This is a genomic window from Nonomuraea sp. 3-1Str (assembly GCF_031570565.1).
Classification (GTDB): domain Bacteria; phylum Actinomycetota; class Actinomycetes; order Streptosporangiales; family Streptosporangiaceae; genus Nonomuraea.
This window is the reverse complement of record NZ_JALHBK010000003.1, coordinates 130,581-149,663: the sequence shown is the minus strand read 5'-3', so window position 1 is coordinate 149,663 and position 19,083 is coordinate 130,581. Positions and strand designations below refer to the sequence as shown.

The window sequence follows — 19,083 nt, the reverse complement described above, 5'->3', positions numbered from 1 at the left end:
GCTCCTGAACGGGAAGTCCGTCGAGGTCCCGTACATGGCGGCCGCGGTGGAGACCAGAGCGTCGGTGTAGAGCAGGTGCCGGCGGGTGAAGTCCGGGATCGCGATCTCCCGGTGCGTCTCGGCCATGCGGTCGAGAGTCAGCGCGTGGCGGAAGAACTCCGGGCCGTGGGCGGGGAACTTCGCCAGCAGCTCGCGCACGTGCTCGGGCAGCCGGATGTTGTCCGCCGTGGGCGCGGCCGGACGCATGGTCTCGTACGGCCCGGCGGGCTCCGCCGGGCCTGTGACGACCGGCAGGCGGCGGGGTCGCCTCTCCACCAGCGGCGCGAAGAGATCCGGGGTGCCGCCGGCCCGCCGGCGGACGGGGACCTCGGTGGTCTCGGCCAGGTCCGACAGGAGCATGAGGTGACGGTGACGCAGGCCGACCCGCGCGGGGAACGGGATCCCGTCCAGATCGGTGACGAGGTCTCCGTCCCACCGGAGTCTTTCCGTGCCCATCAGGGTCGGGTCCAGCTTCACCAGCTGGCCGGCCAGCGTGCGCCGGTCCGGCCTCGCAGCCTCGTTGTACTCGTCGCGGAAGCCCAGATGGTGGCCGAGCTCGTGGGCGTAGACGGACAGTCCCCAGCCCGCGTAGAGGTTCTCGGCGTTGGGACGGGAGCCGGGGGTCCTGGGGTGCAGGGTGACCCTGGGCTCGTTCCCCTGGGCTTCTACGAATCGCAGCCGGACATGCAGCTGCGAGCCGTCGCGGAGGCGGTGCTGGTGGTTGTAGTAGACGTCCACCGCGTCCAGCAGGTGCGACTGCTCCGCCAGCAGCTCCGCCTGGCTCATCGTGGGATGGGCCGCGTACCGCAGGATGAGGGTGAACTCGGTGATGCGGTGCGTCGCGCCGGCCTCGTCGACCACGCCCAGTGAGCGCACCTCCAAGCGTGACCTGCTCCGCGCCCACGGATCGCGCTCCGTGACCTCCTCGCCCGCGAACTGGCGCAGCCGCGCCCACTGCGATGCCCTGATCGCCTGCTCCGGCTTGATGGCGTAGGCGTTGTCCCGCCGGCGCTCGTTCGCCGGGCGGTCGCGCAGCGCTTCCAGGGTCTTGTCGTCGTGCAGGGGCAGCAGCGGCGGCCGGGTGTCGGGGTTGAGGTCGCTGTTGCGCGGCCGCGCCGGTTCACCGGCGACCGGCGCGGGCGATTTCGGCTCCGGTGCCTGCTCGCCCTCCGGGGCGGCGAAGCCGGTGAGGACGGTGTCCAGCCGGGTACGGAGGGCGGCCCCGGCCTCGGTCGCCTGCGCGGAGCGGTACTTGCGGGACAGCAGGCGGAAGACGTTCTGGTCGGTGGCGCTGGGGTGTCCGGCGGCCGGCTGGAGGATGTCGGAGACGGCGGCCAGGACCGCGGTGGCCGCCTGGTCAGGGGCGATGCGGGGGGCCAGTGTCACGTGGTGGGGGTCCTGGGCGGTGCCCGAGGCCGGCCGGGTGAGGGCGGGCGCGTCGCCGTCGATCGGCCCGGCTTCGAAGCGGATGTGCCGCCCGTCGATGAGCAGGGTGGTGTCGTCGGCCCAGCTCCACGTCATCGACGGGCTGCCGAAGTCGCTCGGCCTGACCTCGGCGTCGAACGCGGCCCGCGCCTCGGCGACGGTGAGGTCGTCCAGGCCGGGCTGCCGGCCGCCGGCGACGAACCAGTCCCCGATCGGCCGGACGGCGCGTCGCGGGGCGGCCTGGCGGGACTCCGAACGGTCGGGGGCACTCTGATGCAGGCCGGTGGGGCGCGCGATCTCGAACGCGCGCTCCACCTCCCTGGCGAGATCGACGCTCAGCGTCGTGTTTCCGCGGGACCGCCAGGCGAGCACCTGGGCAATCTTGTCGGCCACGAAGGAGAACCGCTCACCCGCCTGCCCGAGCGCGATCTGCTCCGAATCCTGGGCCGCGTTGGCGAACAGCTGCGCGACCTGGACCACGGCTCTGGCGCTTTCCGCGTCACCGAACAGGGCGGCGGCTGCCTGCCGGAGGGCGGGCACGCCCTGCTCGCCGGGGAAGCGCTGACCGTTCGTGGCACGGTGCCACTCCACGAACCGTGCCAGCCCGTCCACATCGCGCACGGAGTAGTCATGATCGCCCATCGCCTCCGCCACCTGCCGGAGGAAGACATGCGGGCTGGGCACTCCGCCGTCCAGGCCGGCGACCACCTCGACCAGGTCACGGACCCGCCTGAGGTCGACGTCGGAGAACGGGTACTCGGGCGACGTCGCGTACATGGCGGCCGCGGTGGAGACCAGCGCGTCGGTGTAGTCCAGGTGCTGCCGGGTCAGGTCCGAGATCGGCGTGCCCTTGTACACGGCGGTCATGCGGTCGAGGCGCAGGGCGTGCTGGAAGAACTCCGGCCCGCTGACGGGGAACGTCTTCAGCAGCTCCCGCACGTGATCGGGCAGTCGCGTGTTGTCCGCCGTGGGCACGACCGGGCGGTGGATCTCGTGCGGCACGGCGGGCCGTGCTGCGCCACTGGTGATCGGCAGGTGCGCCGCCCGGCTCTCCACCAGGTCGGACAGCTCCATGAGATGACGGTCGCGCAGGCCCGTCGGAGCGAGGAAAGGCAGTCCCTGCAGGTCGAGTACGTCGCCGGTCGTGGCCCACACAAGCCTGTCCAGCGCCATGACGCTCTGCGCGTCGCGCTTGACCAGCATGCCGGTGAGAGTGCGCCGAGCACTCCTCGCCGCCTCGACGTACTCGTCGGCGAAGCCGTGGTGGTGGCCGAACTCGTGTGCGTAGAGGGAGAGTCCCAAGCCCGCGTAGATGTTGATGTGATCGGCCCGTCCCGGCATCCTCGGGTGGAACGTGACCGCGGGCTCGTTCTTCCTGGCCTCCACGAACTCCACCCGGACGTGCAGCTGGGAGCCGTCGCGCAGGCGGTGCTGGTGGTTGAAGTAGACGTCCATCGCGTCGAGGGTGTTCGACTGCTCGACCAGCAGGCCCGCCTTGCTCAGGGCTGGGTGGCGGCGGTACCGCACCTGGAGCGTGAGCTCGGTGATCCGGTGCGTCGTGCCCTCTTCGTCGACCACGTGGATCGAGCGCGCCTCGATCCTGGATCCGACGTGCTTGCGGATCTCCAGTCCCGCGTCCGGCGTGCGCAGGTGCGCCCACTGCGATGCTCTGATCGCCTGGTGCGGCTCGATGCCGAAGGCGTGGTCGTCCCGCAGTGCCTGGCGGGCCTCGGCGTCGGGCTGTGGCAGCAGGGGCGGCCGGGTGTCGGGGTTGAGGTCGGCGCTGCGCGGCTGTTCCGGCTCGCCGTGGACCGGCACGGAGGGCTTGGGCTTCCTGCCGCGGATGCCGAGCTGTTGTGTCGCTTGTTCGCCTGCCTGGTGGGGGGTGCCGTAGCCGAGGGCGTTCAGGATGGCGTCGAGCTGGGTGCGTAGGGCGGGGTCCTGGGTGGAGCGGAACTCGCGGGACAGCAGGCGGAAGACGGTCTCGTCTGAGACGTTGGGGTGTCCGGTGGGGGGTTGGACGGCGTCGGAGGCGGCGGCCAGGACGGCGAGGGCGGCCTGGTCGGGGGCGATGCGGGGGGCCAGCGTCACGTGGTGGGGGTTCTGGGCGGTGCCTGCGCCGAGGCGGGTCAGTGCGGGCGCGCCGCCGTCGACGGGCCCGACTGTGTAGCGGACGTGCTGGCCGTCGATGAGCAGGGTGGTGTCGTCGGTCCAGCTCCAGGTGACGGGGCGGTTGCCGAAGTCGCTCGGTCTGACCCGGGCGTTGAAGGCGTCGCGTGCCTCGGCGACGGTGAGGTCGTCCAGGGCGGCCTGCCGGCCGCCGGCGGGCAGCGCGTCCCCGAGCAGCCTGACCGGGATCTGCCGTCCGCCCGGCTCCGGTGCCGGCGCCGGTGCCGGCGTGTGCGCAGGCCGCGGGTCGGCGGGGCTGTGGGGCGCGGACTCGGCGGCGCGCTCGCCGCTCTCGTCCACGTCGACGGCGCCCGCGGCCGTCAACGCGTCCTCCACGGCCTTGACCAGATCCTGGCCGCCGCGGGTCCCCGACGCGAGCGCCTCTGCGATCTTCTCCGCCACGAGGGTCCACCGCGCACCCGCGGGCCCGAGCGCGATGTGCTCGGAATTGCTCGCCGCGTTCGCGAACAGCAGGGCGACCCTGGCCACGGCCTCGGTGCTTTCCACGTCGCCGAACAGCTCAGCGGCCGCGCGCTGGAGCGCGGGCACGCCCTGCTCGCCGGGGAATCGCCGGCCACGTGTCGCCTGGTACCACTCGACGAACCGGGCCAGCCCCTCCACATCGGTCAGCTCGGGGTGCTGGTCCATGGCTTCCGCCACCTGGCGGAGGAAGGCATGCGGGGTGGGGAGACGGCGGTCCTGGCCGGCGAGCAGGTCGATCAGGGACTTGATCCGTCTGAGTTCGTGCCCGGTGAACGGGTGGTCGGGCGACGCCTCGTACATGGCGGCCGCGGTGGAGACCAGCGCGTCGGTGTAGTCCAGATGACGCTGGGTCATGAGGAAGGTGGGGCGGTACTGGAACAGGGCGGCCATGCGGTCGAGGCGCAGCGCGTGCTCGAAGAACTCCGGACCGCTGACGGGGAACCTCTTCAGCAGCTTGCGCACGTGCTCGGGCAGTTGCGTGTTCTCCGCGGTGGGCACGGCCGGGCGGTAGGTGTCATGCGGAACGGCGGGTTCCGCCGTCCCCATGATCCTCGAGAGACCCGGCCGCCACTGCTTCCGGTCCACCCGTGCCTGCGGATCTGAGTCGTCGGGCCGCCCGGGAATGGAGACGAGTTTCGGCTCCGCCAGGTCGGACAACTGCATGAGGTGACGGTTGCGCAGGCCCACCAGGGAGGGGAAGAAGCGTCCCTGGGGGTCGGTGACGAGCCTGTCAGTCCACAGAAGCGTGCGCCGCGCCATGATGGTGTCGTCCCGATGCACCACGGCGTCGGCGAGAGTGCGCCGATCGCGCTTCGCCTCCTCGGCGTACTCGTCGGCGAGGCCCAGGTGGTGGCCGAGCTCGTGGGCCCAGAGGGTGATTCCCTGGCCCGCGTAGATGTTCAGGGAGTCGGACCGCTTCCCTTCGTTCGGGTGCAGCGTGACCGCGGGCTCGTGCTCGGCGGCCTCGACCATCTCCAGCCGGACGTGCAGCTGGGAGCCGTCGCTCAGGCGGTGCTGGTGGTTGAAGTAGACGTCCACCGCGTCGAAGGCGTTCGACAGCTCCACGAGCAGGGCCGCCTCGCTCAACTCCGGATGGCGCCGGTACCGCACCCGCAGCGTGAACTCGGTGATCTGGTGGTTCGTGCTGTCGCCCGTCGCGTCGACCTCGGCGGCCGACAGCTTGCGCACCTCGACCGTGGAGCTGCCCGTGTTCCAGGCCTTCCGCGTGTCGACCTCGTCGCCTTCGAGCTCGGCGCGCAGCCCGGCCCACTGCGCCGCTGTGAGCGCCTTCCGCGGGGTGATGTCGTAGGCGTTGCCGTCGCGCAGCACGGCCAGGGATCTGTGGTCGTGCTGCGCCAGCAGTGGCGGCCGGGTGTCGGGGTTGAAGTCGATGCTGCGTGGCCGCCGCTCAGCGTCGGGGGAGGCGTCGGCGAGCGCGGTCCACATGGCGTCGAGTTGGGTGCGCAGGACGGGGTCCCGCGTGGCGAGGTACTCCCGGGCCAGCAGGCGGAAGACGTCCTGGTGGGCGGTGGTGGGGCGGCCGCCGGAGGGCCAGAGGGTGTCGGAGACGGCGGCCAGCATGACAAGGGCGGCCTGGTCCGGGGCAAGGTGGGGGGACAGGCGTACCACGTGCGGATCATGCGGTTTGCCCGTGCCGAACAGGGTCACGGCGGGTGCGTCGCCGTCGATCGGGCCCACCTCGAAGCGGACCCATTGGCGCTGGATGAGCAGGGTGTCGGCGCCGCTCCAGTGCCGCGCCGCGGACCACCTGCCGACGTCGGTCCAGCGCGTGGGCCAGCTGCCGAAGTCGCTCCGCTTGACCCGCGACTGGAAGGCGGCGCGTGCCGCGGCGACCGTGAGGTCGTCCTGCCCGGTCCGCCGCCCCTCGGTGGCCAGCACGTCGCCGAGCGCCCTGACCGGGACCTGATCGCCGGGCAGGGGGCGGCCGTGGGGGCGGAGTTCGGCTACCACCAGGTCGATCTCGCCCTGGAGGTCGGCGCGGCGCGCGTCTGTGTCGGCCTTGGCGAGCTGGCGCCTGAGGAGGCTCAGCTCGGCGTGGCGGGACTGCGCGCAGTAATCGTGACCGTCTTCCTGGTGGGAGAGCAGGCGGCGCCGGGTCTGAACGCCGTTCTTGCGGGCCTCCTGGACCTGGAGCGTGTCGGTGACGTCGTGGACGACGACGCGGGCGAGCTGGTCGTGCGCGACGTTCTTGTTGGGGCGCAGCAGGTGGGGGTCTTCGGCGGTGCCGGCGCGCACCTTGGTGCGGGCCAGCGGGCGGAACAGGCGCAGGCCGTGGCGGCGCACCATCAGCCGGCCCGGCTTCTCCACGCGGAAGTGGACGTCGCCGTGCGCGAGGGTGAACAGCACGATGGTGTCACCCGGCGTCTGTCTCCACCCCGTCAGGCCGGGCATGTCTAAGGTGTCCGCGTTGTCGAAGAACGCCTTGGTGACCTCGTTCGGGGTCATCTTGGGCGTGCCCGGAGGGCGCCGCTTGACCACGAACTGCGACTGCCGCCCCCCCGACGAGCGCACGGGCCGGGCGGTCACCGTGACGGGCTGGACGCGTTCATGCGCGGAGTGGGCGCCGCTCTCGTCCACGTCGACGGCGCTCGCGGCTTTCAACGCGTTCTCCACCGCGTCGGTCAAATCCTGGCTCCCGCGGGTCCCCGACGCGAGCGCCTCTGCGATCTTCTCCGCCACGAAGGTCCACCGCTCACCCGCGGGCCCGAGCGCGATGTGCTCGGAATTGTGCGCCGCGTTCGCGAACAGCAGGGCGACCCTGGCCACGGCCTCGGTGCTTTCCACATCGCCGAACAGCTCAGCGGCCGCGCGCTGGAGGGCGGGCACGCCCTGCTCACCGGGGAAGCGCCGGCCGCGTGTCGCCTGGTACCACTCGGCGAACCGGGCCAGCCCCTCCACATCGGTCAGCTCGGGGTGCTGGTCCATGGCTTCCGCCACCTGGCGGAGGAAGGCATGCGGGGTGGGGAGACGGCCGTCCTGGCCGGCGAGCAGGTCGACCAGGGACTTGATCCGTCTGAGATCGGCGCCGGTGAAGGGGTAGTCGGGCGACGCGCTGTAGACGGTGGCCACGGTGGAGACCAGCGCGTCGGTGTAATCCAGATGACCCTGGGTCAGACGCGAGACCGGGGTGCCCTTGTACACGGCGGTCATCCGGTCGAGGCGCAGCGCGTGCTCGAAGAACTCCGGCCCGCTGACGGGGAACCTCTTCAGCAGCCTGCGCACGTGCTCGGGCAGTCGCGTGTTGTCCGCCGTGGGCATGACCGGGCGGTAGATGTCGGACGGAACGGCGGGTGCCGCCGAACCCATGACGGTCGAGAGGAGACGTGGCCGCCACTGCTCCTGGTCCACCCGTGCCTGGGGATCCGGGTCGTCGGGCCGCCCGGGGACGGCAACGAGCTTTTTCTCCGCCAGGTCGGACAGCTGCAGGAGGTGACGGTCGCGCAGGCCGACCCGGGCGGGCAAGGGATGTCCCCCGAGGTCGCGGACGGTCCCATCGGTCCACAGGAGCTCTTCCATCACCATGATGGAGTCGTCCCGCTGCACCAGGGCGTCGGCGAGAGTGCGCCGATCGCTCTTCGCCGCCTCGGCGTACTCGTCGGCGAAGCCCAGATGGTGGCCCAGCTCGTGGGCCCAGACGGAGAGTCCGTCGCCCGCATGGATGTTCGTGGCGTTGGCCCGTCCCCCCGTGTCCGGGTGGATCATGACCGCGGGCTCGTCCCTCTTGGCTTCCACGAACTCCAGCCGGACGTGCAGCTGGGTGCCGTCGCGCAGGCGGTGCTGGTGGTTGTAGTAGAGGTCCACCGCGTCGAAGGCGTTCGACAGCTCCGTGAGCAGGCGCGCCTCGCTCAGCTCAGGATGGCGGCGGTACCGCACCCGCAACGTGAACTCGGTGATGCGGTGGTTCTTGCGGCCCTCGTTGAACCACACCGAGCGCACCTCGAGCGTGGAGTGGTTCTTGTTCCAGGTGGTCCGCGTGTCGACCTTGTCGCCTCGGAGTGGTTCGCGGACCCCTGGGACTCCGTTGCGCAGTCTGGCCCACTGTGACGCTCTGCCCGCCTTCTGCGGGTCGATGTCGTAGGCGTTGCGGTCGCGCAGTGCGGCCAGGGTGTGGTTGTCGTACTGCGGCAGCAGCGGCGGTCGGGTGTCGGGGTTGAGGTCGATGCTGCGTGGCCGTGCCGGCTCGACGTCGGGCATGACTTCGGCGAGAGCCGTGTAGAAGGCGTCGAGCTGGGCGCGCAGGACGGGGCTCTGCGTGGAGCGGAACTCGCGGGACAGCAGACGGAAGATGCTGCGGTCGGTGGCGTTGGGGTGTCCGGTGGAGGGCCGGAGGGCGTTGGAGGCGGCGCCCAGGACGGCGAGGGCGGCCTGGTCGGGGGTCATGCTGGGAGCCAGCCTCGCCAGGTGGGGGTCCTGGGCGGTGCCCGTGCCGAGGCGGGTCACGGCGGGCGCGCCGCCGTCGACCGGGCCGACCTCGAAGCGGATGTGCTGCTTGCCGACGAGCAGGGTGGTGGCGTCGGTCCAGCTCCAGTCCGAGGCGCGGTTGCCGAAGTCGCTCGGCCTGACCCGGGCGTTGAAGGCGTCGAGGGCCTCATCGACGGTGAGATCGAACAGCCTGGGCTGCTCGTCGTCGGCGACCAGCACGTCGCCGAGCACCCTGACCGGGATCTGGTCGCCGGGCGCCAGATGGCCGTGGCTGTGGAGTTCGGCCCGGAGCAGGTCGATCTCGTTCTGGAGGTCGGCGCGGCGGGCGTCGGTGTCGGCCTCGGCGAGCTGGTGGGTGAGGAGGCGCAGCTCGGCGTGGCGGGACTGCAGACAGACGTCGTGAGCGTCTTCGCGGCGGAAGGGCAGACGGCGCTGGGTGTGGACCTTGTTCTGGCGCGCCTCCTGGACCTGCAGGGCGTCGGAGAGGTCGTGGACGAGGACGCGGGCGAGCTGGTCGCGCGCGACGTTCTTGTTGGGCTGCAGCAGGTGAGGCTGCGTGGCGGTGCCGGCGCGCACCTTGGTGCGGGCCAGCGGCCGGAACAGGCGCAGACCGTGGCGGCGCAGCATGAGCCGGCCGGGCGGCACCACCTGGAAATGGACGTCGCCCAGCTCCTGGTGGTGCAGGGTGATGAAGCCGCTGCCCTTCCACACCCGCCCGTCCACGCCGGCGATGTCGGAGGACTTCGCCCCGTTCATGAACTCCGTGATCACCTCCTCCACGGTCATCCTGGGTGTGCCGGCGGGACGCCGCTTGACCACGAACTGCGACCGCTGACCCCGCGACCCGCGCACGGGCCGGGCGGTCACCGTGACGGGCTGCACGCTGTGCACCGATTCGTCGCCCGCGTCGGGGATGCTCTTGACCGGCCAGGCGGGGGCGGGCGGCGTGAGCTCGGGGATGCCGCGCCTGCGCAGCTCCGACCGGATGTGGTCGGCCAGCGTGCCGTCCCGGCCGGCCGTCCGATCGTGCAGCGCGTGCAGGTCGAGCCCTTGCTGGTCGGCGACCAGGATCAGCTCGGACGGCAGGGCGGCGAACCGGGGGGCGAACGTGTCGCCGTTCAGCGCGCCGCCCGGCTCGGCGACGTAGGTGTGCCTGGTCCCGTCCGGTGCCGTGACGTCGATCGTGACGTCGGCGCCGATCTCCCGGGCGAGCAGCCGAGCCTGCTGGAGCTGCCCGTACGGCCGCGTCGGGTCGGCGTCGGCGACCAGGCGAACCGGACGCCCGGGCTCGAGCGTCCGCGCGGCCGCCACGTACGGCCGGGCCGGGTCGAAGCCGGCGTGCCGGGCGGCCTGGTCGAACAGCCGCTCCAGCGACATCGGGGCGGGAGAGTTGAGCAGCCGCTCCAGCGACATCGGGGCGGCGGCGGGAGCCGGTGCCGGCCGCGCCGCATGCGCCTGCTCGCGTTCCGCCTCGGCCCGGTTGTCGGCCAGCGACTGGCTGAACAGCATGATGCGGGCGCTGCCCGTCGCGGCGTACGGCATCTCCACCGTGCGCTCGGTCTCGTCTCGCCTGACGTTCCGGACCTCCAGCCGCACATCGGCGTCGACCCGGAAGTCGACCAACGAGGCGACGCCCTTCTCGAAGACGCTGTTCTCCTTGCGGCGTCCGCCGCTGACGGAGGCGTTGTCGACGGACTGCTGGTGCAGCGCCACGTTGACGGCGGCCCCGGATGCCTTGTGATCCTCGCTGAGGGAGACGCCCACCGGGACGAGATGTCCCCGGGTGGCCGAGACCTCCCACTTCTCCCGCCGCCGGTCCACGGTCCTGATCTCGGTGTCGTCCAGGTCGCCGACCACGACGTCCTGGTCCGTCAGGGTGGCCTGCACCCAGACGTCCACCACCTGGTCCGCCCGGTTCGGGTCGAGTTGGAGGCTGAAGGCGAAATGCCCGCGCGAGCCGGCCATCGCCTCCAGGCTGTCCCTGACGGCTACGCGACCGAGCATCTTGCGCACCTTGGCCTTCTCGGCGAAGGTCAGCTCTCTGCCGAAGACGTCCTTCTGCTGCGCCCGCGCGATGACGGCCTCGGCCAGCCCGTCGACCCGCGCCCACTCGACGTGCATGCCGCCGGACAGGGACGGCAGGGACACCGGCCGCGGGTCGGGCAGCGCCGGCGCCCGGGAAGGCGCGTTCTCCTCGCGGGTGGCCAGACCGGACAGCAGGACACGCTCCATCGTGCCCTGCAACGCCACCTTCGCCACCGGCCCGGGCTTGCCGTCGATGATGGGCTGGACCTCGATGACGAACGTCGGGTGCTCCAGGACGCTGGGCTCCGCGCCCTTGAAGCGGGCCGCGCCGTTGATGCGCGTGGTCTGGTTGTTCCGGCTGGCGGAGCCGGAATGGTCCCGGTCGGTCGACAGCGCCATGCTGCCGTCGTCGGCGCCCTTGACGTTCCCGCCGGCGCTCCAGCTCACGGACGTGGACTCGTTGAGCTCCCCGTAGAGGTATCTCTGCTTGATGGAGCCCTTGTCGTAGACCTCCCCGTGGTCGGCGGTCTCACCGAAGCTCGCGCGTATGGTGACGGCGAGCTGCTGGGCGCGGCCCCCGATGCTGACCGCAAGGATCTCGGGCGGCGGCTCCGGGGCGAGCATGTCGTCCAGGCCGCCCTTCCAGCGCTCGCCGGCGTACCTGGCGAACAGCTCCCGGTACAGGCCGATGTCCCCCTCCACAACGCCGGGGAGGACCTTGTCGATGGCCGTCGTGACGCCTTCGAGCAGCTCGATCTCCTGCTCGGGTTCTCCGGGGGCGTGCAGCCGCGTGCGGCCGAGGAGGCTCATGCCGATGGCGTCGTCGTAGCCGTCGGGCTTCACCACGCGCTCCGCCCGCCGCTCCAGCAGACGCGCGTCCGACAGCATCTCGCGCAGCCTGCGGTGCGGCTTCGCCTTGCGCGAGCCGCTCGGCTGCTCGCCGGGCGGGGTCAGCTCCGCGGTGGCCTTCTTGTCGATCAGCTCCTCGATGCGCTCGGCGAAGCGCCGCTTGGTGTGCTCACTGGTCAGCGGGACGTGCGGCACGCCGACCGAGCTCATGAGCCGCTCGCGGACGCTCAGCTCGCCGCGGGCCTGCTTCAGGTCCTTGAGGTAGCGGCGCACGAACGGGAGCGCGACGCGGCGGTTCAGCTCGAGGGTGCCGTTCAGCAGCCGCTCGGCCGCGTCGGCCGCATGGTGCAGGGAGAGCGGCATCTCGCCCTGGCTGTAGAGCTCCAGGGCGTCACGCTCGGCGTTGCGGCGGACGGCCGTGCCGCCGCCGGTAAGCTCGCGTGCCGCACCGAGGGAGGACGCGCCGATGCTGATGTGGGCGACGACGTCCGTCTCCGACAGGTACTGCACGCCGGTGTCGATGTCCAGGTCCTCGCCCGCGAGGATGACCGTCTGCTCCCGTCCCTGCGAGACGGTGCGCGACCCCGACAGGCCGGCTTCGCCGCTCGGCGTGCCCGGGAGCTGCAGACCGGTCGAGCCGTCGACGTTGGACGTGGTCGACGCGGAGGACGACGTACCCGAGACGATCATCGACATGAGGATGTTGCCGCCGACCCACTTGCCGGCCGAGAAGACCCGGGACTTGCCGGCCTCCAGCCGGAGCGACACCGGGACGCGCACGTTCCCGTGCCCGGGCAGGTCGACGATCACCTCGACCCGCAGGTCGCTGAAGAACGCCTCCGGATGGGCCAGCATGCCCGGCTCGCTGAACAGCTCGTCCACCTGGTCCAGGGACACGGCCTCCCTGGGCACCTTCAGTTCCGCTGCCACGATGCCCGCTATGTCGCCCAGGTCCAGGGCGACGGTCCTGCCGCGCTTGAGCGCCTCCACCGACGTCCGGTGCTCCGGCCCGTCCGGGCGGTCGTCGGCGTAGGGCAGCTCGGCGACGGGTATGAGCACGCGGGCGCTGACCTCGTCCTCAGCGAGCCGCTCACCGTCGAGGGTGGTGCGCAGCCTGCCTCCGATCAGGAACGCCGCGGAGTCGGTCTCGTCCAGGCCCACCTCGTTGATCTGGACGCCCTGCTTCACGCTCAGGTCGTGGCTGGAGGCGCGCTTGAACCCCGCCCCGCCACCGCTGGTGTCGACGCCATCGTCGTCCGGAGCCGCGAGACCCGCCCCGACGGAGCCGTCCCAGGACTGGCCAGTGCTCTCCGTCCGTGAGGCGCCGAGCGAGCCGATGGGCAGTTTCACCCCCGGCTGGGCCCGGACCACGCCCTCGGGCGTCACGTCGTCCATGTCCTGGTCCACGTGGACGCGCAGCCGGAAGTGCTCGGTGGCCATGCCGGTCCGCTGCAGCGTGAGGCGGATGCCGTAGCCGTGCTGGGAGGCCCGGTTGTAGCCCTCCTTCAGCCGGTGAGTGGTGAGCTGCTGCTCGATGAGGGTCTCGTTGCGGCGCTGGCTGGCCTCCGTGCGCGCGTCGCGGGAGTACACGCGGACGCCGTTCACGAGTCTGGGCAGCAGCCCCTTGTCGCGGAGCTCCTCGATGGTCTGCTGCCACACCCGGTCGGCGCCCGCGACGTCGTCGATCCGGGCATGGCCGGCGCCGCGGACCCTGCCGGTCTTCATATGGTCGGGCAGTTCGAGCTTGCGGCCGGGCGGCGGCTCGGGCGAGGGGTCGTCGCGCAGGATGGGGGTGCCGTCGGGCCGCCGCCCCACGATCGCCGCCGCGTCCACCGGCAGGTTGTAGTGGTACGCCTGCGACTCCGGGAGCAGGAACAGTGCCCTGCTCTCACCGGAGAAGCCCTTCCGGGGCGCGTCCTGCAGCTCCAGGACGGCCGTGTACACCACCCGCAAGCGGTACGACTGCACCTGGCCCGCCCAGCGCGGAACGTTGGGCATGACGGCGGTGCCGCCCACGTTCGTCGATTCGGAGTGCGACCGGGCCCGCGAGAATCCGAACGTCAGCCTGGGAACCCACTTCCACAGCGGGAGCTTCCCCCCGACTGTGACGTTGAAGTGCCCGGACGTGCCCGCCGAGCGGCCCTGCCAGGCCGAGCTGAAACCGATCGGCAGGTCCTGCTCAAGGTGCAGCTTGTTGCTGGGCGGGCCCACCACCTCTTCCAGGACCACCTTGCCGTGGACCCGGAGGGTGCCCTCCCGGCGGCCGTCGGAGAAGTGACGTGCGAAGCCGTTCGCGCCCGTGACCTCCGACCAGTGCACCGGGACCTGCCCGGTCATGATGGTGCGCACGTGGTCCTGGGCCGCCTGCCCGTAGCCGGCGTCCACCAGGTGGGCGACCATGTCGTCCGCCGTTTCGGCGAGGCCGGTCGAGCCGATCGCGACGTGCCCCGGCAAGGCGCCGTCCAGACCCGCGTTCTCGTCCAGCCGTACGCGGTTGTCCGGGGCGGGCTCCGTCAGGGGGGCGGGTACCCAGAAGTCCTGCAGATCGTCGCCCGTCACCCGGGTGGGAGGCGCCCAGTCGCCCGTGGCCGTCCGGTGGCTCACCTCCAGGACCAAGGCGCCCTGGTACCTGGTCGACGGGCCCCGGTTGTCCATCACGGAGCCCCGCTGGGCGTAGTTGCCGGCCGAGGCCCGCTGGCTGTCGCTGGTGCCCCGCCCGTAGGAGCCTTCGGCCACGACGAATTCGGCCACCGCCTGGGCGCGCTCCGACGGCAACTGCTTGGCCGCGGCCGCGGCGTCCCATTTCGGCGTGACGTCTTCGGAGCCGCGCGCCGTGGCCGAGACCGACGCGCCGTCCTCCGCGAAGTTGCCGACCATGAGCTCCGAGGCCTCCGTGTGGCCCCCGGGGATCTCCGCCAGGTGGCCCACACGTCCCCGGACCAGGATCTCCCGGCCGTTGTCCAGCTTCAGCACGACCCCGTCCGGGGAGAGCACGTCGCCGAAGTCGCGGCGCAGCAACTGTGCGGCGTCCTCCGGGCTGAAGTCGGCATCCCCTTCGCGGTTGAGGACGGCGGCCAGCCTGTCCTGATTGGCGATCGGGCCGTTCACCGGCAGCCAGGCGGACATCCCCGCCCGCGGCGGAAGCGCGGTCTCCTCCGCCTTCAGATAGTCCTCGTAGGCCTTGTTGGCGTCCGCGACGCCACGGGAGAGCTCCGGCGACAGCGACCCCGCGGAGGTCGCCTCGTTCAGCAGGGCCAGCAGCGTCGTCTGGGCCAGCGCGGCGGCCCGCGCCGCCTCGGCGGCCGCCTGGTAGCGCTGGGCGATCCGGAACTGCCGGCGGGCGACCTCGGCCTGACCCTCGGCCTCGGCCTCCGCGTCGGCACGCCGTCCGGCGGCCCCGTCGTCGCGCTGCTCGACCGCCTTCTCGGCCTCCTCGTAGGCCTTCTGCATGTCCTGGGTGGCCTCCGCGCCCCGCTGCACGTACAGGGTGCCGAGCCGGCCGAGCCGCTCGGCCTCCTGGGTGAGCGTGGCGATCTGCTCCCGCACCGCGGCCCGGCGCTCGGCCAGCTCGCCGAACTCCCTGACGACCGGCTGCTCCGGTGCTACGGGGAGAGTCTGCGGCGACGGAAGCGCGTCGACCGCCTCCTGGTAACGCCGGTGCTCCTCCTCCGCCTCCCGCATGCGCTCGGCGAGCACGCCGACGTCGAGCGTGCCCTCGTCCCTGACGTACGGCAGGACGTCGGCGGCGGCCTGATAGGCCCTGCGCGCCCGGTCAGCCAGCCGGCGGGCCTCGTCATGGGCCTCGGCCGCCTGCTGCAGCTCGGTGCCGGCCGTCTGCCACGGCAGGGCTTCGGCGAGCTCCTGCCGGGCGATCGCGTCGCGGGCCCGGCCGAAGGCCGCCAGCGACTCGTCCGTCCAGCGGCCGGACTCCTCCTGCATGTCGGCGGCGGCCAGGTCGAGCGCGGTGACGTGCCGCCCGAGCGTCTGCCGCAGCTCCGCGATCGCCCTGGTCCGGCTTTCCAGCGCGGCGCGCAGGTCGGCCAGCGATGCCGCGGGGTCCGGCGTGGTGGCGGTCAGGTCGACCGTCATCAGGGCGAACCGCTCAAGGGTCTGACCGAGCTGGAGCGCCTGGGCGATCTCGGAGTTGGAGACCCCCAACCGGTTGAGCAGCGACTGGTACACCGCGCGGGCCCGGTAGGCCGAGGCCGCGGCGTCGCCGTATGCCGTCGCCGCCTGCCGGAACCGCATCCCGGACGCGTGCGCGGCCTCCGCGGCGGCGGTGTCGCCGGCGGTGCGGGCGGTCCGCTCCTGCTCGAAGGCGCGGTCCGCCGCGTCGGAGTTCTCCCTGGCGGCCGTGTACAGGTCGATCGCGGGCACGGTCAGCGTGGCGGCTCGCGTGGCCACGGCCGACCGCAGGTTGCCGGAGGCGACGTCCAGCAACGGTGCCGAGAACGGCAACGAGTCCTGCAGTGCCTGCCGGTAGCCGGCGTACGCCTGCTGGGCCTTGCTGACGGCGTCGGCGAGATCCACGCTGCGGAGCGGGCGGGTGGTCATCAGGTCCGCCGCCGCCCGGTGCGCGGCCCGGGCAGTCGCCGCGGCGGCCCGCGCCGCCTGGTAGGCGTCGGCGGTCCCCTGTCGCTGCCGCGCGGCGGCGATCAGGGCGTTGGCCGTGCTGAGGTCGCCGTTCCTGAAGGCTGCCGTGGCCTGCTCGGACAGCTGGACGGACGCCTCGTAATGGCGGATGCCGATCCTGTTCAGATCGATGTCGGCCTGGTCCAGAGCGGACGCCCGGTCCGTCATCGACTGCATGAGCTCGGACAAGGCCGTGGTGACGGCCGCCTGCTGCCCCTCCAGATGGGACCGCAGCTCCGCGAGCGCGGCCCCGGGCTCCGGCTGTGACGCGCGCGGGGCCGTGATGGCGTCCCGGTCCTGCCGGTCATCGGGCAGGGGGTGGCCGTGGTCGCGGAGCTCGGCCACAAGAAGGTCGATCTCCCGCTGGAGCTCGGCGCGGCGGGCGTCGCCGGTGGCCTCGGCGAGCTGCCGGCTGAGGAGCCTGTACTCGCTGTGGCGGGTGTCGAGGCAGAAGTCGTGGCCGCCGGTACGCGGGGCGAGCAGGCGGCGCTGGGTGTGGGCGCCGGCCTGGCGGGCCTGCTGGGCCTGGAGGCTGTCGGAGATCTCGTGGACGACCAGCCGGGCGAGCTGGTCGGAGGCGACGTTCCGGTTGGGGCGCAGCGCGTGGGGCTGCTCGGCGGTGCCGGCGAAGACCCTGGTGCGGGCCAGCGGCCGGAACAGGCGCATGCCGTGGCGGCGGACCATGAGCCGGCCGGGCCGCTCGACGCGGAAGTGGATGTCGCCGAGGGTGGTGTGGTGGACGACGAGATCGGTGTCGTCGGCGCTCCACGTCCATCCGCGCACGCCGGTGATGTCGGAGGGGTCCGCGTTGGTGAGGAACTGGGCGCGGACCTCGCCCGTGGTCATCCTCGGCGTGCCGGCGGGCCGCCGCCTGACCACGAACCGCGACCGCTCCTCCTGCGACCGGCGCACGGGCCTGGCCGTCACCAGGGTGTAGTCGGCACGCCGTCCGGACTCGGCCCGGATCGGCGCGATCGGGCCCGTCGCGGTGAGCCCGCCGGGGGTGGCCTGGGCGGGCGCGCCGTTGGGCGTCGCGGAGTCCGCGGGAGCCGTGGCGGCGGTGACGGCGGCGGTGGCCGCGGCACGGGCGTCCGGCGCGACCTGGCCGTTCTGCACGGCTTGGATGTACGCGGCGGGAGTGGTGACGGTGTCCGCCTGCGCGGCGGCCTGGCCCTGAACCTGCCCGTTCGGCGACTGGGCGGCCTGAACCTGCGGCTGCGTCTGGGCGTTCTGCGGCTGGGCGGTCTGGGCCTGCGGCTGCGTCTGCGGCTGGGCGTTCTGGTCCTGGGCGTTCTGCGGCTGCGCCGCCTGTGCCGGGTTCTGCGTGTCCCGCGCCTGGGTGGGCCCCTGCTGCGTGTCCTGCGCCTGGCTCGGCTGCTGCGGGGCCTGCGGCTGGGCCTGCGTGTGCGGCTGCGCGGCCTGGGCCTGGGGCGCCGCCTGACGCTGGTCGTGCGCGTCCGCGGGATCTGGGGCCTGCGTCTGGTCGGGGTTCCGCTGGCCGTTGGTCCGCTGGTCGTTGGTCCGCTGGTCCGGGGCGCTCGACTGCTGCGCGGTGGACGGCGTGGCGCGGTCCGGCGCCGCGTGCGATCCCGGCGTCGTGCCGCTCCGGTCGGCCTGCGCCGTGACGGCCGGCTGGTCGGGCGCGGTCTGCCGGCGCGCCCCCGGCTGGTCGCCTGCCGGTGCCCGCTGCTGGTCGCCCGTGGGCGTGCGCTGCTGGTCGCCCGTGGGGGTCCGCTGCTGGCTCGCGTCAGCGCGGGTGCTCGTCGCCGGCGGGGCCGAAACGTCGGAGGTCGCCCGCTGGTGCGGGATGACGGGCTGCGGCGCAGGCTGCTGCGCGGATGTGGAGTCGGGGCCGGTCGGTCCGGGCCCGCCGGTGGACGGCCGGTCGCCGGCCGTGGTCGGACCGGATCCGTTGGGTCCGCCGCCCGCGGTGGTGTTCGAGGCGATGGTGGTGGTCCCGGCGCCCGCCAGGTGGCTCCCCACGCTCCGGGCGTAGTTCGACAGCGTGGTGATCGGGCGCACCGCCGCCGCGCCCAGATGGTCCACGTTGAACGGGCTGATCGTGCCCGTCCTGGCGGCGCCGGCAGCGAAGCCGCCCACCATCGACTGCAGGGTGAAGTCACCCCACTGGCCGTACACCGCCTTGTTGGCGATGACGCTGCCGAGGGGCGAGGCGAACATGTTCGGCAGGCCGGTCATCATCATGCGCCCCGGATAGCGCTGGAACGCGGCGAGCACTCCGGTGCGGTCGCCCGCCATCCGGTTCAGCGAGCGGATGCCCGGCATGTCGTCGACGATCTTGCCCATGTGCTTGCCGAGCCAGACACCGCCCACGGTGCCGACGACGGTGCCGACGAGGATGGCCTTGGTCTTCTGCCAGTCCCACTTGTCCTTCAGGCCCTCTTTGATCTGGTCGTACTGGGCTTTCTCGCTGGCCAGCTCTTCGAGGATCTCTTCGGGCAGCTCCGTCATGAGCTGCCAGTGGAGGTAGCGGGTGGCGGCGTTGGCCGCCAGCTCGGTCTTCCGGGCGTTGTTGACGACCGGCCCCATGCGGGTGGCCGCGAGCATGAGCCGCTGCATCAGCAGGTGGGCCCGGGCGTTGCCCATCTTGGCCGCGAGACGGATGACCAGCGCGGCGAACGGGGCGCTGACCGCCACGACGCCGATCGCGGCCGCGATGACCGACACCCAGAAGGCGATGTTGATCGACCGCTTGGTGTAGTCGTCCTCCACCGAGAAGTAGCCGAAGCGCTCGGCGAACTGCGCGGCGAGGTTCGCCTTGGCGACCACGCCGGTCTGGTCGCCGAACTGCTGGGCGATGTGGGTGAACGCCGGCGGCTTGGCCGGAGTGGTGTATCCGGCGTCGATGGTGCTGATGGCCGAGCCGGTCCGTTCCACCGCCCCGCCCATGCTGGCCACGATGGAGTCGAGGATGAGGGCCGCCTGGCCCGTCTCCACCGACTTGGAGTCGGGCCACGGCTCGCCCGCCATGAACAGCGGGATGAACGTGTAGTTCAC

1 protein-coding gene (cut by a window edge) is annotated in these 19,083 nt (G+C 72.4%); it reads right to left on the bottom strand.

The window, feature by feature from the left end; genetic code table 11:
- A protein-coding gene (locus MTP10_RS07425; protein ID WP_310708277.1) for a hypothetical protein crosses the window boundary here: on the bottom strand, window positions 1-19,083 show its 5' portion. The gene continues 12,216 nt to the left of window position 1, outside the view; 19,083 of the gene's 31,299 nt are visible here — the first part of the coding sequence; its start codon is at window positions 19,081-19,083; the stop codon falls past the left edge of the window.